Annotated in this window: 19 protein-coding genes and 1 pseudogene; 11 read left to right on the top strand and 9 right to left on the bottom strand. The window is 69.9% G+C overall.

All coding sequences use genetic code 11. The features are described from left to right. Nucleotides 1-47 precede the first annotated feature (47 nt). Entirely contained in the window at nt 48-812 is a 765-nt protein-coding gene (locus tag AB0I82_RS12075; protein ID WP_363257716.1) for an N-acetyltransferase, read from the bottom strand. Between the two features lie 214 nt (nt 813-1,026). Between AB0I82_RS12075 and AB0I82_RS12080 the strand changes: the two genes are divergently transcribed. Continuing rightward, the gene (locus AB0I82_RS12080; protein WP_363257099.1) at nt 1,027-2,661 is read left to right on the top strand and encodes a ubiquinol-cytochrome c reductase cytochrome b subunit; all 1,635 of its coding nucleotides are present in this window, start codon (nt 1,027-1,029) and stop codon (nt 2,659-2,661) included. Here the strand turns inward: AB0I82_RS12080 and AB0I82_RS12085 are convergent. Together AB0I82_RS12085 and ctaD are read right to left on the bottom strand one after the other, a co-directional pair. Continuing rightward, nucleotides 2,631-3,077, bottom strand: coding sequence for a cytochrome c oxidase subunit 4 (locus tag AB0I82_RS12085; protein WP_363257100.1), 447 nt, complete (start codon nt 3,075-3,077; stop codon nt 2,631-2,633). The genes AB0I82_RS12080 and AB0I82_RS12085 overlap by 31 nt on opposite strands. A 22-nt stretch (nt 3,078-3,099) precedes the next feature. Then, nucleotides 3,100-4,725 carry a cytochrome c oxidase subunit I gene (ctaD, locus tag AB0I82_RS12090; RefSeq protein WP_363257717.1) on the bottom strand — a complete coding sequence of 542 codons (1,626 nt, stop codon included), beginning with the start codon at nt 4,723-4,725 and terminating at the stop codon, nt 3,100-3,102. A gap of 142 nt (nt 4,726-4,867) precedes the next feature. On the opposite strand from ctaD, the gene AB0I82_RS12095 reads away from it, so the two are divergent. Beyond that, nucleotides 4,868-6,520, top strand: a complete 1,653-nt coding sequence (locus AB0I82_RS12095; protein WP_363257101.1) for a molybdopterin-dependent oxidoreductase — start codon at nt 4,868-4,870, stop codon at nt 6,518-6,520. 40 nt (nt 6,521-6,560) lie between these two features. Here the strand turns inward: AB0I82_RS12095 and AB0I82_RS12100 are convergent, their stop codons facing one another. The 3 genes and pseudogenes from AB0I82_RS12100 to AB0I82_RS12110 all read right to left on the bottom strand — a co-directional run bounded on the left by AB0I82_RS12100 (nt 6,561) and on the right by AB0I82_RS12110 (nt 8,730). Then, the gene (locus tag AB0I82_RS12100) at nt 6,561-7,118 is read right to left on the bottom strand and encodes a hypothetical protein (protein ID WP_363257102.1); all 558 of its coding nucleotides are present in this window, start codon (nt 7,116-7,118) and stop codon (nt 6,561-6,563) included. A 273-nt stretch (nt 7,119-7,391) separates the two neighbouring features. Then, nucleotides 7,392-8,209: pseudogene (locus AB0I82_RS12105) on the bottom strand (thioesterase family protein). A 98-nt stretch (nt 8,210-8,307) separates the two neighbouring features. Continuing rightward, nucleotides 8,308-8,730 carry an STAS domain-containing protein gene (locus AB0I82_RS12110; RefSeq protein ID WP_363257103.1) on the bottom strand — a complete coding sequence of 141 codons (423 nt, stop codon included), beginning with the start codon at nt 8,728-8,730 and terminating at the stop codon, nt 8,308-8,310. A 226-nt stretch (nt 8,731-8,956) separates the two neighbouring features. Between AB0I82_RS12110 and AB0I82_RS12115 the strand changes: the two genes are divergently transcribed. Continuing rightward, nucleotides 8,957-9,220: a hypothetical protein gene (locus tag AB0I82_RS12115; RefSeq protein WP_363257104.1), complete on the top strand. Its 264-nt coding sequence runs from the start codon at nt 8,957-8,959 to the stop codon at nt 9,218-9,220. A 262-nt stretch (nt 9,221-9,482) separates the two neighbouring features. Continuing rightward, nucleotides 9,483-10,202, top strand: a complete 720-nt coding sequence (locus AB0I82_RS12120) for a GAF and ANTAR domain-containing protein (RefSeq protein ID WP_363257105.1) — start codon at nt 9,483-9,485, stop codon at nt 10,200-10,202. A 70-nt stretch (nt 10,203-10,272) separates the two neighbouring features. Here AB0I82_RS12120 and AB0I82_RS12125 read toward each other — a convergent pair whose 3' ends face one another. Further along, on the bottom strand, nt 10,273-10,971 hold the full coding sequence (locus AB0I82_RS12125) for a nitroreductase (protein ID WP_363257106.1): 699 nt from the start codon (nt 10,969-10,971) through the stop codon (nt 10,273-10,275). 129 nt (nt 10,972-11,100) lie between these two features. Between AB0I82_RS12125 and AB0I82_RS12130 the strand changes: the two genes are divergently transcribed. The 6 genes from AB0I82_RS12130 to AB0I82_RS12155 all read left to right on the top strand — a co-directional run bounded on the left by AB0I82_RS12130 (nt 11,101) and on the right by AB0I82_RS12155 (nt 18,307). Then, entirely contained in the window at nt 11,101-11,694 is a 594-nt protein-coding gene (locus AB0I82_RS12130; RefSeq protein ID WP_363257107.1) for a helix-turn-helix domain-containing protein, read from the top strand. A 160-nt stretch (nt 11,695-11,854) separates the two neighbouring features. Further along, a complete protein-coding gene (locus AB0I82_RS12135; RefSeq protein WP_363257108.1) occupies nt 11,855-12,091 on the top strand; it encodes a chaplin in 237 nt (78 codons plus the stop codon). A 245-nt stretch (nt 12,092-12,336) separates the two neighbouring features. Beyond that, entirely contained in the window at nt 12,337-13,659 is a 1,323-nt protein-coding gene (locus AB0I82_RS12140; RefSeq protein ID WP_363257109.1) for an MFS transporter, read from the top strand. Next, on the top strand, nt 13,638-15,977 hold the full coding sequence (locus tag AB0I82_RS12145) for a family 78 glycoside hydrolase catalytic domain (protein ID WP_363257110.1): 2,340 nt from the start codon (nt 13,638-13,640) through the stop codon (nt 15,975-15,977). The genes AB0I82_RS12140 and AB0I82_RS12145 overlap by 22 nt, the downstream gene beginning before the upstream one ends. A 315-nt stretch (nt 15,978-16,292) precedes the next feature. Next, nucleotides 16,293-16,850: a hypothetical protein gene (locus tag AB0I82_RS12150; protein WP_363257111.1), complete on the top strand. Its 558-nt coding sequence runs from the start codon at nt 16,293-16,295 to the stop codon at nt 16,848-16,850. Between the two features lie 101 nt (nt 16,851-16,951). After that, nucleotides 16,952-18,307 carry a hypothetical protein gene (locus AB0I82_RS12155; RefSeq protein ID WP_363257112.1) on the top strand — a complete coding sequence of 452 codons (1,356 nt, stop codon included), beginning with the start codon at nt 16,952-16,954 and terminating at the stop codon, nt 18,305-18,307. A 35-nt stretch (nt 18,308-18,342) separates the two neighbouring features. On the opposite strand, the gene AB0I82_RS12160 is transcribed toward AB0I82_RS12155, so the two are convergent. Beyond that, complete coding sequence (locus tag AB0I82_RS12160; RefSeq protein WP_363257113.1) at nt 18,343-18,873, bottom strand: phenolic acid decarboxylase; 531 nt, start codon at nt 18,871-18,873, stop codon at nt 18,343-18,345. Between the two features lie 111 nt (nt 18,874-18,984). Here AB0I82_RS12160 and AB0I82_RS12165 point away from each other — a divergent pair, with 111 nt between their 5' ends. After that, the gene (locus tag AB0I82_RS12165; RefSeq protein ID WP_363257114.1) at nt 18,985-19,539 is read left to right on the top strand and encodes a helix-turn-helix domain-containing protein; all 555 of its coding nucleotides are present in this window, start codon (nt 18,985-18,987) and stop codon (nt 19,537-19,539) included. Between the two features lies 1 nt (nt 19,540). Here the strand turns inward: AB0I82_RS12165 and AB0I82_RS12170 are convergent, their stop codons facing one another. Continuing rightward, nucleotides 19,541-21,640 carry a SpoIIE family protein phosphatase gene (locus tag AB0I82_RS12170; RefSeq protein WP_363257115.1) on the bottom strand — a complete coding sequence of 700 codons (2,100 nt, stop codon included), beginning with the start codon at nt 21,638-21,640 and terminating at the stop codon, nt 19,541-19,543. Nucleotides 21,641-21,692: the final 52 nt, after the last annotated feature.

A 21,692-nucleotide genomic window follows, 5' to 3' on the forward strand; every position in this document is an offset into this window, starting at 1 on the left:
TAGAAGGCGTAGCCCCCCGGGGCCGTTACCGGAGTATGTCGTGCCCGCTACGGTCGCGGGTGCACTCGGTGCCGGACCCAGACGTTGGGTTCGACGTAGACCGCGTGATCGTGTGTGGTGTCGCAGTGCACGGGGATCAGGGCGCCGGGCACCTCTACGGGACCGTCGTGGTCGAAGGGCAGGCCGGTCCATTGGCGCCACTGGGCCAGGGAGCCGCTGACCGTCATCGACGCCGGGGCGATCTTCTCGATGGTGCCGCCGGCCTTGAGGTGCACCCGTAGCCACGGGTCGGCCGGCAGTCCGTCCGCGCGTCGCCGGTGGATGTAGTCGGTCATGGGGACGTGCGGTTCGAGGTGCTTGGCGGTCGGGCGGACCGGGGCCAGCAGCGCGTCGTGGCCCTGCCGGCCGACGGCATTCCGCAGCGCCTCCAGCATCCGGTAGGACAGCCCGCGGCCGAGGTATTCGGTGTCCACCGTGATCTCCAACGCACTGGCCGTCGTCGGCCGGTCCCCGTCCCGCCGGTCGTGGAACGACCATCCCAACACCCGGTCCCAGCCCCGGTCCGGCGTCTCCTCCCGGCCGTCGCTCGCGCCGTCGAAGGGCACGCTCAGCCCGCGCGCCACGACGCGGTCGCCGTCCGTCGCCACCACGCAGTACTCGGGGAATTCCGCGGCCACCCGGCCCAACAGGGCGTCCGCCACCGGGTCGTGCGGGACGAAGTCCGGCCAGGTGTCGGCGAACTCGTAGAGCCGGGGCAGCAGTTCCGGGCGCTCGGCGACGGGGGTTATCCGGATGCGGTCGGTGTCGGTCACGGCGGGGCCGGTGCCACTTCGGTCGGTGTCGGTCACGGCGGGGCCGGTGCCACTTCGGTCGGTGTCTGTCACAGCGCGGACGCTGCCACACGGACACCGCTCCGGCCAGCGGTTTTCCCCGGTCCTGCGTGGCCCGCCGACAAGCGGCTACACGTCCTCGTGGCGCCACCTGGCGGGCGATGCGTCAGGGGCTCCCGAAGAGGGAGGAGTGGGCATGCTCTTCTTCCGGCGGTCCCGCCTGAAGGCACGCGCCGTGAAGCAGAAATCGAGGCAGGCCGCCGGCCGCACCACGGAGGCGCTGGACGCCCGGCTGCCGGTCGCCGAGGGCGGCGGGCTGCTGCGCAAGCCGTTCCCCGACCACTGGTCGTTCCTGCTGGGCGAACTGGCCCTCTACAGCCTGATCGTGCTGGTGCTGACAGGGGTGTACCTCACGCTGTTCTTCCAACCCGGCATGAACGAGGTGGTGTACGACGGTTCGTACACTCCGCTCTCCGGTGTCCGGATGTCCGAGGCGTTCGACTCCACCCTGCGCATCAGCTTCGACGTGCGCGGCGGGCTGCTGATCCGGCAGATGCACCACTGGGCCGCGCTCGTCTTCCTCGCCGCGATCGGCGTGCACCTGCTGCGGGTCTTCTTCACCGGCGCGTTCCGCAAGCCCCGCGAGGTGAACTGGATGATCGGGGTGACGCTCTTCCTGCTGGCGCTGGCGGAGGGCTTCGCCGGTTACTCGCTCCCGGACGACCTGCTGTCCGGCACCGGGCTGCGGATCGCGCAGGGCATCATGCTCTCGGTGCCGCTCGTCGGGTCGTACGTCAGCATGTTCGTCTTCGGTGCGGAGTTCCCCGGCCACGACCTGATCTCCCGGCTGTACGGAGTACACATCCTGCTGCTGCCGGGCCTGATCCTGGCCCTGGTCACCGTCCATCTGATCCTGGTCTTCTACCTCAAGCACACGCAGTGGTCGGCCCCCGGCCGCACCAACCGCAATGTGGTCGGCAGGCCCCTCGTCCCGCACTTCGCGGCCACCTCGGGCGGCCTGTCCCTCATGGTCTTCGGGGTGACGGCGTTTCTCGGCGGGGTGGCGCAGATCAACCCGGTCTGGGTGTACGGCCCTTACCGGCCGGACCAGGCGTCCACCGGCGCCCAGCCGGACTGGTACGTCGGCTTCCTGGAGGGAGCGCTGCGGCTCGTACCGCCGTGGGAGACGACGGTCACCGGCCACACCCTCATGTGGAACGTACTGCTCCCGGCGGTGGTGCTGCCGCTCGCGCTGTTCGCGTTGCTGTACGCCTACCCGTTCGCCGAGGCATGGGTGACCGGCGACCGGCGCGAGCACCACCTGTGCGACCGGCCGCGCGACCGGCCCGTGCGCACGGCGCTCGGCGCGGCGGCCGTCAGCGCCTACGGCGTACTGCTGCTGGCCGGCGGGAACGACGTGGTGGCCCACGCCTTCGGCATCTCCCTCAACGCCCTTACCTGGGTGCTGCGGACGGCGTTGATCGTGCTGCCCGTGCTGGTGTTCATGGTGGTCAAGCGGGTGTGCCTGGCGTTGCGCGAGGCGGAACTGGAACGGCTGGCCGAGGGCGAGGAGACCGGACGGATGCGCCAGACGGTCGAGGGCGGTTACGAGGAGGAGCACCGGCCGGTGGGCGACGAGGAGCGGTACGTGGTGTTGCACGGCTCGATGCCGGCGGCTCCCCCGCTGGCGGCGGCCGGGCGGGACGGGTCCGGTGACGGGGCCGGGCGGCTGCGGTCCGCGCTCAGCCACTGGTTCGCGGCGGCCTCGCACCCGCGCGCGGAGTCCCGGGAGTCCGCCCGTCAGCTGCGCGACCGGCCGCCGGACTCCTGACGGTCCCGTCGGCCCCGACTGTCCTGTCGGTCCTGACTCCTCGCGTACTGGAACACCATCTCGAAGATGCCGAGGGCCAGCACCCCCGCGCCGAGCAGCGCCAGCCACAGCCCGAAGACCACACCGAGCGCGACGACCGTGAACCCGGCGGCGACGACCAGGGGCCAGGGGCTGGCGGGCGGGAAGAACTCCAACGGCCCTGCGGTGTCGGCCACTTCGGCGTCGCGGCGGTCCTGCGCCCGCGACCCGCGCCGCCGGTACTGCACGGCCAGGAAGAAGGCGACCAGCGCGGCCATCAGGCACGCGACGATCAGCACGCTGGTGCCCGCGGGGTCGTGCCCGTACCTGCCGTAGACGCCCGCGGTGACACCGAAGAAGCCCGCCACCCCGGCGAAGAGAACAGCTTCCGTCTTCATGTCCCCTACCTCTCCTGCGACTTCATGTGTGCCACTCCTTCTCCGGATGGTGCAGATCGAAGGCGGGCGACTCGGAGCGGATGCGCGGCAGGGCAACGAAGTTGTGGCGCGGCGGCGGGCAGGAGGTGGCCCACTCCAGGGACCGGCCGTAGCCCCACGGGTCGTCGGTGCCGACGCGCGTGCCGTACTTCGCCGTCTTCCACACGTTGTAAAGGAACGGCAGCGTCGAGGCGCCCAGCAGGAACGCGCCGATGGACGAGACGGTGTTGAGCAGGGTGAATCCATCGGCCGCGAGGTAGTCGGCGTAACGCCGCGGCATGCCGTTCTCGCCGAGCCAGTGCTGGACGAGGAAGGTGGTCTGGAAGCCCACGAACAGCGTCCAGAAGTGGATTTTGCCGAGCCGCTCGTCCAGCATCTTCCCGGTCAGCTTGGGCCACCAGAAGTAGAAGCCGCCGAACATCGCGAACACCACCGTCCCGAACAGCACGTAGTGCAGATGCGCCACGATGAAGTACGAGTCGGTGAGGTGGAAGTCCAGCGGCGGCGAGGCGATCAGTACGCCACTGAGCCCGCCGAGCAGGAACGTCACGAGGAAGCCGACCGCCCACAGCATCGGCGGTTCGAAGGACAGCGCCCCGCGCCACATCGTCCCGATCCAGTTGAAGAACTTCACTCCCGTGGGCACCGCGATGAGGAACGACATCAGGGAGAAGAACGGCAGCAGCACCGCGCCGGTGGCGAACATGTGGTGTGCCCAGACCACGGCCGACAGCATCGTGATCGCGACGGTCGCGCCGATCAGCCCGACGTACCCGAAGATCGGCTTGCGGGAGAAGACCGGCAGGATCTCCGTCACGATGCCGAAGAACGGCAGCGCGACGATGTACACCTCGGGGTGGCCGAAGAACCAGAACAGGTGCTGCCAGAGGATCGCCCCGCCATTGGCCGCGTCGAAGATGTGCGCACCGAACTTCCGGTCCGCCTCCAGCGCCAGCAGCGCCGCCGTCAGCACGGGGAAGGCGGGGAGCACCAGGATCGAGGTGAAGAGCACGTTCCAGGTGAAGATCGGCATCCGGAACATCGTCATGCCGGGCGCGCGCAGGCACATGATGGTGGTGATGAAGTTGACCGCGCCGAGCGTGGTGGACACCCCCGCCACGACCAGGCCCATCGTCCACAGGTCGCCGCCGGCGCCCGGTGACCGGACGGCCCCGTTCAGCGGCGCGTAGGCGAACCAGCCGAAGGCCGCGGCCCCGCCGGGCACCAGGAAGCCGCTCACCACCATCAGGCCGCCGAAGAGGTACATCCAGTACGACAGCGCGTTCAGGCGGGGGAAGGCCACGTCCGGCGCGCCGATCTGGAGCGGCATGACGGCGTTCGCGAAGCCCGCGAAGAGCGGGGTGGCGAAGAGCAGCATCATGACCGTGCCGTGGATGGTGAACAGCTGGTTGTAGAGGTGCTCGTCGGTGATCTGCAGACCGGGGCGCGCCAGTTCGGCCCGCATCAGCAGCGCGAGCACGCCGCCGAAGAGGAAGAAACAGAACGACGTCACCAGGTACAGATTGCCGATCACCTTGTGGTCGGTGGTCTTCGTCAGCCGGACCAGCCGCCTGCCCAGCGGTGGGGCCGGTCGGTACACGGGACGCACCGCGCCGTCCGCCAGTTCGGTCACAGCCTCGCCTCCCGGGAACACGCCGACTCAGCCGTGCCCGAGTGCCCCGCGGGGCCGGGAAAATCCGCCCGGTCGGCGGGACAATTGCTGTGTGGGCAGGGATCGGGAGAAACCAGGGGTGCGCGGCGCTCAGCTGTGGGTGCCGGGGGCGGTGAGCGGGCTGCTCGCCGGATACGCGGCGCTGGCCGTCGCGGAGCTGGTGTCGGCGGCGGTGCGGCCGGAGGCCGGGCCGGTCGTGGCGGTCGGCGGCGCGGCGGTCGACCTGACCCCGGCGCCGGTGAAGGACTGGGCGATCCGGACCTTCGGTACGGCGGACAAGCTCGTCCTCCAGCTCGGCATCCTGGCCGTACTGGCGCTGCTCGCGCTCGCCCTGGGCGTCCTCGCGCTGCGCCGCCGGCGGCTCGGCGCGGCGGGCGTCCTGCTGTTCGGGGTGGTCGGGGCGGTGGCCGCGGTGAGCCGGCCGGACGCGGGCGCCCTCGATGCGCTGCCGTCGCTGGTCGGGGCGGTGGCGGGCGGCGGGCTGCTGTACTGGTTCGCGGGGCGGCTGCGTGGGCGTACGGTACCGGGCTCGGGCCCTGCATCGGCCGCGGCTCCGGCTCCGGCTCCGGCTCCGGCTCCGGCTTCGGCTCCGCCTCCGGCTTCGGAGGCGACGGCGGCCGGGGAAGCGCCCGTGGCGGGCAAGGGCTGGGACCGCCGCGGCTTCCTCCTCGCGGCCTCGGCCGCCGCCGCGGCCTCCACCGGCGTCGGCGTGCTGGGCCGTACGCTCGGCAGTCCGGGCAGAGACGCGCTCGCCTCCCGGAGCCGCGTCGTCCTGCCCCCGCCGGCGTCCCCCGCACCACCCGTCCCGCGCGGAGCGCAGCTACGTATCGCGGGCCTCGGCCCGTTCCGCACCCCGTCGAAGGACTTCTACCGGGTCGACACGGCGCTCCTCGTCCCCAAGGTCGACGCCACGACCTGGCGGCTGCGCATCCACGGCACGGGCGTCACCAGACCTCGGACGCTGACCTTCGACGATCTCCTCCAACGCGACCTGATCGAACGCGACATCACCCTCGCCTGCGTCTCCAACGAGGTCGGCGGCCCGTACGTGGGCAACGCGCGGTGGATCGGCGTACCCCTGGCCGAGCTGCTCCGGGAGTGCGGCATCCGGCCGCCGTCCCGGGGCGGCCCGGCCGATCAGTTGGTGGCGCGCTCGGTGGACGGCATGACGATCGGCAGTCCGGTCGAGGACATCATGGACGGCCGGGACGCGATGCTGGCGCTGGGCATGAACGGCCGGCCACTGCCGCTGGAGCACGGCTTCCCGGTACGGATGGTCGTCCCCGGCCTGTACGGCTACGTCTCGGCCTGCAAGTGGATCGAGGACATCGAACTCACCACCTTCGACGCCTACGACGCGTACTGGGTCGAGCGCGCGTGGGCCCGCAAGGCCCCCGTCAAGACGCAGTCCCGTATCGACACACCCAGGCCCGATGCCCGGCTGCGGACCGGCACGGTCATGATCGCCGGTGTCGCATGGGCGCAGCACCGCGGCATCGACCGCGTCGAGGTACGGATCGACGACGGACCGTGGCGGCGGGCCGCTCTCGCCGCCGAGGACACCCGCGACACGTGGCGCCAGTGGTCCCTCCGGTGGCGCGCGAGGCCCGGCAAGCACACCCTCACGGTCCGCGCCACGGACCGCACGGGAAAGACTCAGCCCGCACGCCGCACCCCACCCGTTCCCGACGGGGCAACGGGCCACCACTCGGTGGTCGTCACCGTCGAGTGACGTGCCCGCGTGCCCAGCTGGTCTCCTCAGCCGTCTCTCCTCAGCCGTCAAGCACCCGGTCGGTGTCCAGGCGGGTGAGGAGTTCGGGGTGGTGGAGTTCTGCCAGGGGGGCCAGCAGGTCCGGGTGGCGCAGGAGGGCGGCGGCCTGCTGCTCGTGGGTGTCGGGCGCGACCAGGCGGCGGAATTCGACCGGTGTCCCGGAGGTGTGCCAGGAGTCGGCGAGGGCGTTCACCGCGGTTTCGGCCAGTGCGGGCGTACTGAGCAGGGCCGCAGCCCAGCTCGCGACGACCTCGTCCACCCACGACCGCCACGCGCGCTCCGCCTCGCCGTCCGGGTCGGAGGCGTCCGATCCGGGGGCGTCCGATCCGGGGGCGTCCGCGCCGGTGAGCCAGTCGAGACGGGCTGAGCCACCCGGGCCGGTGACCGAGACCAGCGCGGCATCCATCGGCGTCGGGTAGCGCAGCCACGCCGCGACGGTCACGGCCTGCCGGGCCTGCGCCTCGGTGAGGGCAGCGCTCATGGCACCGCCGCTCGACGGATACGCGCACGTCAGCCACTGGGTCGTCGCCGATATCAGCGGGGAGAGGTCTGCGGGCACCGATGAGCCCTCCGAATCGGTGAGGGGGCAAGCCGTACAGAACGTTACCCAGCAGCACTCTCCGGATAAATGACGCAGGTCACGACGGCGGCGTGGCATTCATCTCCGCTTGTCCCGTACTTGTCCAGTTCTTGTCCAAGCGCCGGTCAGGATGCACCTGGCAGTGGTACGCAGCTGCCTCTGCAGGTGAGGACGGACTCCGCGGGGCCCGGACCGAGGCAGCCGGCCCGGACTCGCGGGTCTGCTCAGTGTCAGTCGTACTCAGGGACAGTCCTACTCGGCGTCAGCGGTCGGCATGGGGCGGACGGTGAGTATCTGCTGTGCGTGGCCGACGGGCCCGTTGATGTCATGCAGGACCGTGCTGGTGATGCCCTGCCCGGTGCCGCCGAAGGTGACGGTGGTGTCCAGCCCGGTCCAGCGCCCTTCCGGCTGCCGGTGGAGGTGGACGGTGAGGTCGACGTTGGGAAACATCCAGGCGGTGGGCGACTCGCGCACGGCGATGCCGTTGGCGGTGTCGACCAGGGCGAGATAGGACGCCAGCGGACTGCTCGGCTGTCCCGCGACGAGGTCGAGGTGTGTGGACACCCAGGCGGTCGTGCGCCCCGGCTGCGGCGGTGCGACCGGCCGGACATCCAGCGAGGCGATGTACCCACCGGGCCATACGGAGCCCAGCGGCCAGGCGGGCAGCGACTCGGGCGGCTGGAGCCGGTCACCGGCGCCACCGGCCACGGCCGCGGTGTCCACGGCGGCGAGCAGCCAGGCGCGCGCCCGGACCACGGGGCGGCCGGCGATCCGTACGACGGCCTCGATCAGTTCGATCGTACGGCCGGGCCGCAGCGTCTCCACGTGGATCTCGCACTCGTCGAGCGCGAGGCGCCCCAGGATGTCGAAGCTGACCCGCCCGAGGACCAGCCCGCTGTCCGGACGCGCCGTCAGATGACGCTCCATGGCATGCACGATGAGACCACCGAGCGGGCTGAAGTGCTGCTCGTTGACGTCCCAGGCACCGCTCACGTGCGGGGTGGGCTTGTAACGGTGCTCATATCTATGGGCTCGTAAAAACTGTCGTACTGCGGCGCGCCGGTACTCAACGGAAGGTTCTCCTCGGCCTGCTGTCAAAGAGTGTAAGGAGCACAGAGTGTCAGGTCAGGATGACATGCAGGATGCGGAATGCAGGCGGTGAAGATCGTCACGCCGGGTCTTGAGCCGCGGACCGGTGGCGGGCCGTGTCGGGCGGCCAGACGGGGCGGTGGCTCTCGGGGAGAGTGGCGAGGGCCTGGGTGACGGTGGTGAAGACCGGGAGCAGTTCGCTGCCGCCGGTCTGGTCCAGTACGTGTCGTACGCGGCGGCCCACGCACGCCAGCAGCAGCCGCCCCTGGCGGCGGCGCAGCAGCCAGTGCAGGCCCAACAGGCAGTTCAGGCCGCGGGAGTCGCAGAAGGTGAGGGCCGAGCAGTCGAGGGTCAGATAGCGGTGACCGGCGCCGACGCAGGCGCCCACCGTGACGCGGAAGACGCCTTCACTGTCGTGGTCGAGCTCGCCGCTGACGCGTAGCACCGCGCCGGCATCGCAGGAGGCGAGCGTGGTGATCGCCAGTCCGTCGGCGTACGGCATCCAGCACCTCCGGCGCTCCTCATGCCCACTTCTGTCCACTTTCCCGTTGCTGCGGATCGTACGGGCCGCGCGAGGGGAAACAAGGCGCTTCCCCCAGTTTCCTCCTCGCCGCTCCGATCTCCTCCCCCCGTGCGGAGTTGCCTCGGCCGTCCCGGCCGACCGTGCGCCGTACGCACTGTGCGGTACGGTCCGTTCAGGCAACACCCGGCGAGAGGAGGTGCGCGCAGTGGCCGGACCTGTGGCTCGCGCCGTCATGGACGACCAGACCCAACTCCGCACGGTGCTCGACTTCGCCCGCCGCCACTTGGCGAGCAACGCGGCCGAGGCCGAGGCGTTCGCCCCTGGCGATGCCGGCGGCCAGATGCGCCACCGCCTCGCTGGCCTCACGAAGACGATCGAACTCCTCCTGGAAGCCGCCGAGCCGCTGGCCGCCCCTCCTCGACGCGAGGCGCCCCGCCCGGGCTCTGACGAGCAACACCGTGCGGACTGAGAGGAATTCCGTGCGTACTGATATGGCACCACTTATCAGCATGCCGATCAGCACTGCCTATCAGTAGTAGCACTCACCGGGAGTATCCCACTTGCTCCGCTGAGCAACCATTGCCAGGATGCGGGTGCACTTGAGATATGACCCAGCAGCATGCCAACGTCAGATTCGAGCCAGGTCGAGCGAGGATCACCGGCGTTCGGTCCACAGGAGACAACCACGCATGTGCGACGAATCGATCCCTCAACAATCGGTCCCTCAGCAGTTGACATCCGTTCTCCTCGACCTTGCCGACGCCGGCCCGCGTGACCACGACAACGGTGGCGTACTGCGGCGACTGACCGACCACAGCCGGAAGCTGCCGGGCGTCGAGGCGACGGCGGTCATCTCCGTGGACGAGCGCAACAAGAACGCTCCGACGGTGGCAGCCGCATCGGACCACGCATCCGGTCAACTTGCCAACGCTCAACTGGAGTTCGACGAGGGGCCCGGCCTCGAAGCCCTCCGTACCGGACGCCCGCTCGCCGACCTCCCCCTCGACCGGCCGAGCTTCCGCTCCCGATGGCCGCGCTTCGTACCGCGGTCCCTGTCCGAGGGGTTCACCGGCATCACCGTCATCCCCCTCCGCCACCAACACCGCACCATCGCCGCACTCCATCTCCACCACCAGCATTGCCGGCACCACGCCTTACCCGACGAGTCCGTCCGGGCAGCACAGGCCATGAGCGAGGCGGCAGTGATAGGCGTGGCGCATCAGAGGCAACAGCGGTACGTCGACCAGTTGCAATCGGCCCTGACCTCGCGGATCGCCATCGAGCAGGCGAAGGGAATACTCTCGGAACGCTTCGGGTGGACCATAGACGAGGCGTTCGAGCTGCTCCGCTCGTACGCGCGCAGCCACAACACCCGCCTGCACGACCTCGTCCGCTCAGTCCTCGACGGCCCACCCACCGAGGGCCCGTTCCGCCGCGCTTCACCTCAGTAGCCTTTTGACCTCAGGGGGCCTCACCGCCTCCAACCATCTCCGACCATCTCCAACCGCCTCCAACCGCCCTCTAACAGTGAAAGGTCGTGGTCGCTTCGAGGGAAGCCCGGCCGGTCGTGAGGCGGTTGACCGGCGCGGCCTCATCGGCGTACCCGAAGGAAACGCCCACGAGCAACTTCCCTTCCTTTACGCCGAGTTCACCACGGACGGTGTCGGCGTAGAAGCTCAGCAACCCCTGCGGGCAGCTGTCTATGCCGTACGCGGCCATCGCCAGCAGCAGCGTCTGCGTGTAGATGCCGACGTCCGCGGCCAGCCGCGCCCCGCCGTCACCGGCCACGAAGAGAAAGGCGACGTGCGGGGCACCGTAGAAGCGCAGGCTCTCGGCGTCGTAGGCCGCACGGGCCGCCTCGTCGTCCCGGTCGATGCCCAGCGCGCCGTAGAGCTCGCCGCCGAACGCGGCGCGGCGGCGCTGTTGCGCCGGCGAGTACATGTCCTCGCGGTACGGGAAGTCGCTCGTGGTGCGCCGCCCGGCGTGGGCTGCCTGGAGCGCGTCGGCGAGGCGGTCTCGCGGCGCCCCGCTCACCACCTCGACTCGCCAGGGCTGCGCGTTCGAGTTGGACGGCGCGGCACCGGCGAGCGCGAAGACCGCGCGCAGAGTCTCCTCCGGTACCGGGTCGGGCAGGAAGGCGCGGGTCGCACGGCGGCCGCGGATCAGCTTCTCGGCGTAACCGCTCAACTCGGTGCGGTGGGGCGGGCCGGACGGGTTCATGGGGGCACTCCTCAAGGGTCACTCAGGTACACGCGTCAAGGTCACTTAGGTAAACGTGACCGTTTACTTAAGCCGAGACCGTAACAGCACCTCCCCCCTTAAGTAAACGCTCGCGTATACTTCTGCTCCATGAGCAGCACGACGACCGCGAAGAAGACCCAACGCCGGGGGCGCGGCGCGCGGGAACGAATCCTGGCCGCGGCCGCCCCGCTGTTCGCGCAGCAGGGGATCAACGCGACCGGCATGGAGCAGGTCGCGGAGGCGGCGCCGGTGTCCAAACGGACGCTCTACGCGCACTTCCCGCTCAAGAGCGATCTGGTGATCGCCCACTTGCGGGAGCTGGCCGCATCGGGCCTGACCCTGGAGAGCGTGCTCACCCGCGAGGATCTCGATCCCCGCGAACGCATTCTCCGGCTGTTCGACCCCCCGGCACCGGACGCGAATCCGGTGCGCGGGTGCCCGTTCATCGATGCCGCGGTCGAATTCCCGGATCCGCTGAGCGAGATCCACACATACGCATGCGAGCAGAAGCTGCTGATGGCGCAACTCGTCACCGAGCTGGCGACAGAATTGGGCGCCGCCGAACCCGCCGCGCTCGCCGAGCAGTTGGTCACCCTCGCCGACGGCGCCGCCAGCCGCGCGATGGTGCTGAATCAGCCGGATTACGGCCGCCACGCGCGCACGGCCGCGGAAATCCTGCTCGACCGGGCGGCGCGTCACTGATCGTCACCCCCATCGGCAACGGTCGCCGCGGAGAGTCAACCGGATGAGGGCATGTGCACACGTACCAGCGAGTTTGGCGCCCCGTTCGAGTTACGGGCGTTTTCTGCACATCGCACCGGAGATGCTCCGTGCGGGCATTCCCTCACATCAGGAGAAAATCATGAGCATCCGTCGCGCAGTCGTCGCCACCACCCTGGCCGCCGCCGCTGTCCTGGGAGGTGCAGGCGTCGCAGCAGCCGATAGCGGTGCACAGGGCGCCGCCCTGAACTCGCCCGGCGTCGCCTCCGGTAACGTCATCCAGATCCCCGTCCACGTTCCGGTCAACGCCTGCGGCAACACCATCAGCGTCGTCGGGCTGCTCAATCCCGCCATCGGCAACACCTGCGTGAACACCTGACCCAACGCCACCGACTGACCCGTCGGCCTCCGGTCGAACGCCCCGCCTTCTCCCCCTTGCGGCGGGGCGTTTCGCATGCCCGCGTGCGAAACCCGGCGCAGAACCCTTGTGAAGCGATTCGCCGCCGCTCTACGGTATCGCCACTTGAATCGATTCAGCACCTAGAGACAGCCAGAGATGCAGGCTGTCGTGCAAGCCACAGCCACTCCGGGCTTCCATACGCGACGTTTCAAAGGGGAACAGTCATGGCTCTGCCGATCCCCCGCACCGTCAGAACGCCCAACCCCTGGCACGTGGGCATCGTCTCGGGAATGGCGTCCTACATCGACGCGGCAGCGATCGTCTCGAACGGCACCGCACTCGTCATCTACCAGGACGCGATCGGCCTGAGCGGCAGCGAGTTCGGCTGGCTCTCGGGCATCCTCACCTTCTGCATCGCCATCGGCGCCGTCGTCGGCGGCAAGCTCGGCGACGCCTTCGGCCGGCGCGCCGTCTTCCTCGTGACGATGGCGATGGCCGTCGCCGGCTGCGCGCTGCTGGTCTTCGGGACGTCCTTCCCGCTCATGCTGACCGGCGTCGCCCTCGTGGGCCTGGGCACCGGCGCCGACCTGCCCGTATCGCTCGCCACGATTTCCGAGGCGGCGACCGACAAGAACCGGGGCGCGCTGCTCGGCCTGTCCAACATGCTCTGGACGGTCGGCATCCTCGCCACGGCCCTGATCGCGTCCCTGGTCGGCGGCCTCGGCCGGCTCGGCGGGCAGATCCTCTACGCCCACGTGGGCATCGTCGCCCTGATCATCCTGCTCCTGCGGCTGGGCATCCCCGAGTCGCCGTACTGGCTCGCGGCCCGCAACGAGCGCCGCCGCGGCATCGAGACGGTGCGGGCAGAGCGGGTGCGCTTCGGCGAGCTGTTCACGCACCCGTACGCCAAGCCGTTCGCCGCGCTCCTGGTCTTCTACTGCCTGACCAATCTCGCCGCCAACACCAACGGCCAGTTCCACACCCACATCGCCGTCAACGTCGTCGGCATCAGCGTCGAACTCGCCTCGCAGCTCAGCCTCTTGGGATTCCCGCTCGGCCTGCTCAGCAGCCTGATCTTCATGAAGTACGTCGGCACCCGCCACCGGATGCGTCTTTTCGCGACCGGCGCGGTGATGCTCATCGTGTCCTATGCCACGCCCGCCGTCGTGGGATTCAGCCTCCCGGCATTCATCACGATGGGGATCATGGGCGGCGCCGGCGGCATGCTCGCCTTCGAGGGGATGATGAAGGTCTGGACGCAGGAGTCGTTCCCGACGATGCTGCGGTCCACCGCTCAGGGCGGAATCATCGCCGTCGCCCGGGTACTCGCCGCCGTCGCGGCCGTCCTCACCCCGGCCCTCCTCCAGTACAGCCCCCGCCTGACGTACGCGGGCCTCTGCCTCGCCACCGCCATCGGCCTGGGCGCCGCCTGGCTGGTCTTCCGCCGCCGGACACGCAACGAGTTCGAGGCGGAGGACGAGATCGACACGGAAACCCACCCCACCGCACACTCCGAAGGGCACCCATGCTCGACAACGCCACGATGATCACCGCCGGCACCGACCGCGCCGCCGCCGTCGTCCTGCACCGGACCATCGCCCTCGACGCCCCCCGATCGGAGGTGACCGCCGCACGGCTCCGGGCGACGGCGCACGGCATCTACGAGGCCCGTATCGACGGGCGCCCGGTCTCCGATTCGGTACTCGATCCGGGCTGGACCTCCTACGAATGGCGGCTGGAGGTACAGACGTACGACGTGACCCACCTCCTCAACAACAACCACGCCCACGAACACCACGACAACTCCCTCGACATCCAGGTGCTCCTGGGCAACGGCTGGTGGCGCGGCGATCTCGGCTTCGAGGGCGCGAACGCCAACTACGGCGAGGAGACCGGCTTCCTCGGCGAGCTCGAGATCACCTTCGCCGACGGCCACACCCAGTTCGTACCAACCGACACCACCTGGTCGGCCCGGACGAGCGAGATCCTGGAGAACAGTCTCTACAACGGCGAGCGGATCGACGCCCGGCTGCGTGGCAGCGGCGTACCACTGGAGGTCCGTGAGACCGCCTTCGACCGCACCACGCTCGTCGCCGAGACCGGTCCCCGAGCGACGCGGCAGGAAGTACTGCGGCCGCAACGCGTCTGGACCTCGCCGCAGGGACGAACCCTCGTCGACTTCGGTCAGAACCTCGTCGGTTGGATCCGTCTGCGTGTCACCGGCCCCGCCGGGACCGAGATCGTCATCCGGCACGCCGAGGTACTGGAGGACGACGAGCTCGGCACGCGGCCGCTGCGCGCCGCGAAGGCCACCGATACGTTCGTACTGTCCGGCGGTGACGACGAGTTCGAGCCGACGCTCACCTTCCACGGGTTCCGGTATGCCGAGGTCACCGGATATCCCGGGCGGCTCACGGTGGGCGACGACGCCCTGGTGGCCGTCGTCGTGCACTCGGACATGGCGCGCATCGGCACTTTCACCTGCTCGCACGACCTCGTCAACCGGCTCGTCGAGAACTCGGTCTGGGGCCAGAAGGGCAACTTCCTCCACGTACCGACCGACTGTCCGCAACGGGACGAACGCCTCGGCTGGACCGGTGACATCGCCGCGTACGCCGCCACCGCCTCCTTCCAGTTCGACACCGCCGATTTCCTGCACCGATGGCTGCTCGACCTCGCGGCGGAGACCCGGCACGCGGGCGCCGACGGAGTACCGCATGTCGTCCCCGACATCCTCAAGCACGGCCACTTCGCCAACGCGGAGTTGCTGGAGAAGTGGAACGGACCCACCGCCATCTGGGGCGACGCCGCGGTGTGGGTCCCGCAGGCGCTCTGGGAGGCGTACGGCGACCGCGAGCGACTCGCCGCGCACTACCCGGGCATGGTGCTCCACCTGGAGTCCGTACTCCCCCACCTCTCGGCGAACGGGCTGTGGGACAAGGGGTTTCAGTTCGGCGACTGGCTGGACCCCGACGCCTCGCCGCACGAGCCGTGGGCCGCCAAGGCCGACGCCGGTGTCGTGGCAACCGCGTGCCTCTACCGGTCGGCCTCCTTCGCGGCCGAGACCGCGCGCATCCTGGGCGAGGAGGCGGACGCGGCGCGCTGGGAGGAGCTGGCCCGGCGTACGAGGGAGGCGTTCCAGCAGTACTACGTCGACGGCACGGGTACGGGCGTGGGCACGGGTACGGGCGTGGGCACGGGCGGTGCCGATGGCGGGGGCGTGTTGCGCATCCGCTCCGACTGCGCAACGGTCTACGCGCTGGCCATCTGCTTCGGCCTGCTGGACGACGCAACGCGCGCCGCCGCCGGTCGCCGCCTCGCCGAGGTCGTCCGCGACCGCGACTACCGCGTCACCACCGGCTTCGCGGGAACGCCCTTCGTCACCTGGGCGTTGTCCGAGACCGGGCACGTCGACGACGCGTACCGGCTCCTGCTGGAGACGGAGTGCCCTTCCTGGCTCTACCCCGTGACGAAGGGCGCGACGACGATCTGGGAACGCTGGGACTCGATGCTCCCCGACGGGAAAATCAACCCGGGCGAGATGACCAGCTTCAACCACTACGCACTGGGCGCCGTCGCCGACTGGCTCTACAAGGTCGTCGCCGGCATCCAACCCGCCGCGCCGGGCTACGCCCGCATCCGCATCGCCCCGACACCCGGCCCCGGCCTCGACTGGGCCACCGGCACCCTCCGGACCCCGCACGGCCGCGTCGAGTCCCACTGGCGCCGTACGGGGTCCGGCATCGAGGTGCGTGCAGTCATCCCGCCCGGCATCGAGGCCGACGTACTACTCCCGGACGGCTCCACAACCACCGTCACGAGCGGCGGCGAACACATCTTCCACTCCCCCACCGCAACACACTGAACTACCACTGAACTGAGCTCCCGGACGCCCATAGAGTCCGCGGGCGGGCTTTACGCGGTGCGCCACTGTTCCAGCAGCGAACGCGCATGGACTCACCTGACGAGACCTCGCCGATCAACGTGGATTCCGCACCCCGTACGCTCGTCCGTCTACAGGCCGACGTCGACGAAGTGGAAGAGGAAGCGCATGGCGGGGGACAAAAACACACACGGGCTCGTGGCAGGAGCCGAGCAAGCAGCCCAGCCGGTCGAGAGCGCTCCTGCCCGACGCCGTACGCGCCCGATTCACTGGTTGTTGTTCAACAGCGTGTGCGCTGTGGCCTCGGTGGCCTTGATGTGGCTGGGGCCCGTGGTGCCGGTGCCGGTTCTGCGGCCCGTGGGCTTCCTCGTCTCCGCGTTGCTGATTCCCCTGGCGCTCATCCTGGTGCCGGTCTTCTGGTTCCGTCGTGTCATTCGGCAGAAGCGGACGGCCGCGTGGGAGCTGATCATTACCGTCATCGCCGCGGTCGGGCTGGCGGTCGTCTCCATGTCGGCCGGTGAGGATCAGGCATTGGAGAAGCGGGGCCGGTGGGTCGAGGCCGTCGTGACCAAGGTCGATGACCGCAAGACCGACCGATGCGAGCTCCGCACGCGCGACGGCCGGGAGATCTCCCCCCGGCTGTCGGAGGGCGACGGCTGTGACGCGGACATCGTGCAGCCGGGCGATGAACTGCGCGTGCTGGTCGACCCCGAGGGCATGGCCGGTCCGGCGGACGAGATGCCGTCCGGCTCGTACGTGGGAGCCATCGTCGGCCTGGCGGCACTGGTCGTCGCAACGGGCACCTGCGGCTGCGTACGGCTGCGTTTCTGGGACAACGCGGACGACAACCACTGAGTTCTCGAGGGTACTCGTGAGGCGGAGCGCCTGACGGGAGACAACGACGTATCAGCGCCGCAGAGCCGTATGCACAGCAGAACATGTAAAGGAAGCACTTCATGACCACCGCGGACAACGCGGACAGCGTGGACAGCAGCACCGGCGGCACGGCGGCTCGGCGAAGGCGGGGTGAGCCGTACCCGGCGCCCGGGCCCGTCCAGGCGTATCCGAACCGGGCCGCCCTGTTGCGGGAACGGGCGCAGGCGCTCAACTCGCTGGTGCGTGAGGACTTTTCCCGGCTGCGCGGTCTCGGCTTTCTGCTCTGTGCAGGGGTGCTGGTGGTCGCCGTCGCGCTCGGCGTGGGCAGTGTGACGGACGCGGTGCAGGCAGGTATCGACGGCGAGAGCGAGCGGTTGAGAAGCGACCTGATCGGCACCCCCGCGACCGTTGTGGCCGCGGGTATCGCACTGCTGGGGCTGCGGGCCATCCGCTCACGGGACCGACTGCGTTGGCAGCGTATTCGGGCCTGGTACGTGCTGGAGCGCACGCCCGCTGCCCGTGCCCTGCCGACAGGCGACATCCCGGCCGAGCTCGAACCGGCGGATGAACGCCCCCGGGTCCTGGACCGCTATGTCCGCTACCAAGGCTTGCACCTGCGTGGCAATTGCGGCTGCGTCGCGCTCCTCGCCTGCGCCATCTGCCTCCTCATCGTTCTGGTGAACGGAGACACCGCCTCGCCATTCACCATCATGGGTGCCGCCGCTCTGCTCACCGCCGGGGCACTGGCCTGGCAGGTCGTGTCGAAGTATGCCCGGCGGTCCCGCTGGTCCGGCGAGCAGAAGTCCGCGCAGGTCACCGAACGCAACCGCCACATCTTCCGCGAGCGTCTCACCGAGCCGGAGGCCAACAAGCAGGCCGCTGCGATGCCGCGCTACCTCCTCGCCGCCGTTGTGATCGCCCCGACCGTCCTCGTCCTCGGCGCGATCTGCGTAGCACGCCCGCGTACGGCGGCCAACCTCGGCGGCATCGCCGCCATGGCACTGGGCATCCTCCTCCTGCTGCTGCCCTTCGTCCTGGTGGCACGCCTGCGCGAACGCCGCGCCCTCAAGGCAGCGGCCCGAACCGCAGCGGCCGCCCTCCCCGCCGGGTCCGCCTTCTATGCGGTGGACTTCGGCCTGAACGAGGACGTGGCCCACGACACGGAAGCAGCCGTCTGGGACCGCGGCCCCGCCCGCGCCGGCGCCGCAGCGCTCACCGACTCGGCCGTCCACCTTCGCGAACCAGCCGGCGCAGCCCTGGACATCGCCCTGACCGACGTCCTCGGCGCGGTGCATTCCACCCCGGCGCCCTGGCTGGCCGACGGCTCACTGGACCTGCATCTGCACTCGGGTGAGGCCATCGAACTCCGTACACCCCAGCACAAGCACTTGGCGACCGACCTGGCCTCGGCGGGCGTACGGGTACTCCGGGCATAGCCTCGGGGCCGTACACCGCAGCGGCGTTGACGCCATCAGTTGGTGCGGTCCGCGAAGCCGGTCGGCAGGTCGGACGGGCCCGCGGCGACGACGTTTTCGTTGTTCTCCCCGACGTGTTCGAACAGGGTGATCTTTGCGAACTCCGGGACGACGTAGATGGGGTAGGTCGGGCCGGCGTCGCGGTAGGCGCGCATTTCGTCCAGGTGCTCGTTCTGGTACAGGACGGTCTTGCTGCCGTCCTCCTCGATCCAGTGCGGGAAGAAGATCGTGCCGTGCAGGACTCGTCGGCGGGGCAGGACGTTCACGACGACCGAGGTTCCCGTCGGTTCATTCCACGAGACCTTGTAGGCGTCTTCGGCCAGCTGTACCAGGTCGACTTCCTGGTCCTTGACCCATCGGCCGCCGACCATGCCGGTGTGGATGCGGTAGTCGATCGTGGTGGCATTCTTCACGTACATCTCGTACTGCCAGCCGTTGGCGTACGTGTAGATGAAGCGGTGCCCCACGATGCCGGACAGGTCCTGCGGCGGTACGGGGTTCTCGATGGTGGTCGTAGTCGTGGTCATGGGGGGGCTCCTCGGTGGTGCGTGGCGGTTGCCGTTCGGCTTCCGCTATTTGATTTTGCCACAAAATAGTTTTGCCGCAAAAGCATGCCGCTGACAGGGCAGAATGGGGCCATGGACTACAGCGCAGCAGACACCGGCACCGGCACCGGCACCGGCCAGCACGTCGCCATCGAGCTCGGCAGGCTCCTGGGGCCACTGCGGCGCGCCGTGCTGCGTGCCACGCGGAACGCCGAGGGGCTTCCCGATCTGCCCGAGGCGCAGATCGCGCTGTTGCGAGCGCTGTCCGCGGCGCCCGAAGGGCTGGCTCCGCGTGAGGTGGCGGCCCGGCTGCGGGTCGCGCCTTCCACGGTGAGCAATCTGGTGCGCACCATGACCGCGGCCGGGCTGGTGCAGCGGGTGCCGCACCCGCATGATCTGCGTACTGTGACGCTCACGGCTTCCGCGGCGGCGTTGCAGCTGCTGGAGCGTTATGACAGTGCGAGCACGGCGACCCTGGCCAGGGCGAGCGACGAGTTGCCGGCGGCGGACCGGGCGGCGCTGACCGCGGCCCTGCCCGCGTTGGACCGTCTGCTTCTGACCCTGGAGCGACAGGGCCCCGCGGTGGTCCGGCAACAGCAGCACACTGCGCGGGAAGGGCGTGACATATCCGCCGGTTCCGCCGATTGAGTCACGGGGCGTTCGTATCGTCCTCGGTGAGTGCTCGGGCCTGGGCGATCAGGAGGGCCACGTCGTCGTGGTCGTCGGGTTGGCGCAGGGTGTCCAGGAGCCACTGGCAGGTGGCCTCCAGTGGGCGGTGTTGTTGGCCGAGGACGTCGAGGAGGGTGTCCAGGCGCTCGTCGATGGGGTGGTGGCGGGTCTCGATGAGGCCGTCGGTGTAGAGGACCAGGCGGTCACCGGGGGTGAGTGGGAAAGTGACGGTGCGGAAGTGGACTCCGCCGACTCCGAGTGGCGCGCCGGTCGGCAGGTCCACCAGTTCGGGGCGCTGCCCACGGGGCATGCGGACGGGTGGCAGATGGCCGGCGTTGGCGATGTGGCACTCGGCGCGGTGCGGGTCGTAGACGGCATACAGGCAGGTGGCGATGTAGTGCTCCAGCCCGAGGGTGGTCTTGTCGAGGTGTTGGAGGACCTCGTGCGGCGCCAGGCCGAGGTCGGCGTAGGCACGTGTGGCGGTGCGCAGGCGTCCCATCGTCGCGGCGGCGTCGATGCCGTTGCCCATCACGTCGCCGACCACCAGCGCGGTCTTGTCCTCGGTCAGCGGGATGACGTCGTACCAGTCGCCGCCGATCTCGCTGGACGCCTGAGCGGGCTGGTAGCGCGAGGCGACCTCCAGGCCGGTGAGGTGGGGCGGGTGGCTCGGCAGCAGGCTGCGCTGGAGGGTCTCGGCGGAGTTGCGCACGCTCTCGTGCCAGCGGGCGTTGTCGATGGCCACGGCCGCCCGTGCGGCCAGTTCGCAAGCGAGGAGGACGTCGTCTTCGTCGAAGGGGAGCGGGTTGCGGGCGCGCAGCAGGTCGAAGGCGCCGATGACCTCGTTGCGGGCGATCAGCGGCACGGCGAGGTAGGAGTGGACACCGGCGCGGGCCAGCGCCGTCGCGGCCTCGGGGTCGCGGGCGATCCGCAGCAGGTCGTCGCTCTGTGCGTGGGCCACCAGGACGGGCTTGCCGGTGTGCACGCACTGGGTGATCAGGCGGTCCGCGCTGTACGCGGCGACCTCGCCGACCGCGTCCACGGCGGCAGCGGCCTCGGTGGGGTAGGCAGTGGCCACCGCGAGCGCGCGGAACACCTCCGAGCCCTCGTGGCCGCCGGTGGTGCGACGGCAGGCCAGGACGGCGTCGAGGACGTCCACCGCCGTGATGTCCGCCGGCTCGGGGACCGCGACCTGCGCCAGTTCCCGCGCGGTCTGCGCCACCTCCAACGACGTCCCGACGTGCGCGGAGGCGTCGGCGATCAGTGTCAGCCGGCGCCGGGCCCGCTCCGCCTCGGCCGCCGCCCGGTGCCGTTCGCTGACGTCCAGGACCGTGTTCGCTACACCGATCACCCGGCCGCCGGGCCCTTCGAGGCGGTAGTACGACACCGACCAGGCATGATCCGTGTCCGGATCGGCCAGGGTGCGGCCCACGATGTACTGGTCGATCAGCGGTGTGCCGGTGCGCAGGACCTGCCACAGCGCGGATTCGATGGCGGAGGCATCGAGGAGCTTCAGAATGTCGTGCGGGCGGCGGCCGAGGTGGTCGGCGGCGGGGACGCCGTTGATGCGTTCCAGCGCGGGGTTGGTCAGGACGTACCGCAGGTCGGTGTCCAGCAGCGCGACGCCCATGGGCGACTGCGAGACGAGGTGCTCGGACAGCGCCAGCTTGTCCTCCACTCGCTGCAACGTGGTCCGGTCCGCCGCGATGCCCAGGGCGTAGACGTCGCCGAGGTCGTCCAGCAGCCGCATGTTGCGGAATTCCACCAGCCGTGTACTGCCGTCCTTGTGGCGGACGGGGAACGCACCCGCCCAGCCCGCCTCGCTGCCCATCACCTCGGCGAAAAGCCGCAACACCAGCTCACGGTGGTCCTCGCTGACCAGCAATCGGGCAGCGTACTGGCCGAGCGCCTCCTCAGCGGTGTAACCGAACACCTCGCCGGCCTGCGGGCTCCAGAACACGATCCGCCCATTGCTGTCCAGGACGATCGCGGACACGCCGAGCAGGTCGAGCAGCTCCCCCGGCGGCACTGGCCACTCCTGGTGGTCCGGCCCCTCCTCCGCGAGCGATTCGTCTGCCACCATCCCGCCTCCTCCGCGGCGGTGCCGAGCGCCGTGTGCGACCAGAGCCGTCCCA

Origin of the sequence: Streptomyces sp. NPDC050315 (genome assembly GCF_040655775.1) — a bacterium.
In the GTDB taxonomy this organism is placed as follows: Bacteria; Actinomycetota; Actinomycetes; order Streptomycetales; family Streptomycetaceae; genus Streptomyces.

What these genes read in the sequence shown, in the direction of transcription:
- AB0I82_RS12085 (WP_363257100.1), bottom strand. Translation starts at nt 3,077, where the DNA reads ATGAAGACGGAAGCTGTTCTCTTCGCCGGGGTGGCGGGCTTCTTCGGT.
- AB0I82_RS12130 (WP_363257107.1), top strand. Translation starts at nt 11,101, where the DNA reads ATGAGCAGCACGACGACCGCGAAGAAGACCCAACGCCGGGGGCGCGGC.
- AB0I82_RS12170 (WP_363257115.1), bottom strand. Translation starts at nt 21,640, where the DNA reads ATGGTGGCAGACGAATCGCTCGCGGAGGAGGGGCCGGACCACCAGGAG.
- AB0I82_RS12125 (WP_363257106.1), bottom strand. Translation starts at nt 10,971, where the DNA reads ATGAACCCGTCCGGCCCGCCCCACCGCACCGAGTTGAGCGGTTACGCC.
- AB0I82_RS12140 (WP_363257109.1), top strand. Translation starts at nt 12,337, where the DNA reads ATGGCTCTGCCGATCCCCCGCACCGTCAGAACGCCCAACCCCTGGCAC.
- AB0I82_RS12145 (WP_363257110.1), top strand. Translation starts at nt 13,638, where the DNA reads ATGCTCGACAACGCCACGATGATCACCGCCGGCACCGACCGCGCCGCC.
- AB0I82_RS12135 (WP_363257108.1), top strand. Translation starts at nt 11,855, where the DNA reads ATGAGCATCCGTCGCGCAGTCGTCGCCACCACCCTGGCCGCCGCCGCT.
- AB0I82_RS12165 (WP_363257114.1), top strand. Translation starts at nt 18,985, where the DNA reads ATGGACTACAGCGCAGCAGACACCGGCACCGGCACCGGCACCGGCCAG.
- AB0I82_RS12155 (WP_363257112.1), top strand. Translation starts at nt 16,952, where the DNA reads ATGACCACCGCGGACAACGCGGACAGCGTGGACAGCAGCACCGGCGGC.
- AB0I82_RS12110 (WP_363257103.1), bottom strand. Translation starts at nt 8,730, where the DNA reads ATGCCGTACGCCGACGGACTGGCGATCACCACGCTCGCCTCCTGCGAT.
- AB0I82_RS12080 (WP_363257099.1), top strand. Translation starts at nt 1,027, where the DNA reads ATGCTCTTCTTCCGGCGGTCCCGCCTGAAGGCACGCGCCGTGAAGCAG.
- AB0I82_RS12160 (WP_363257113.1), bottom strand. Translation starts at nt 18,873, where the DNA reads ATGACCACGACTACGACCACCATCGAGAACCCCGTACCGCCGCAGGAC.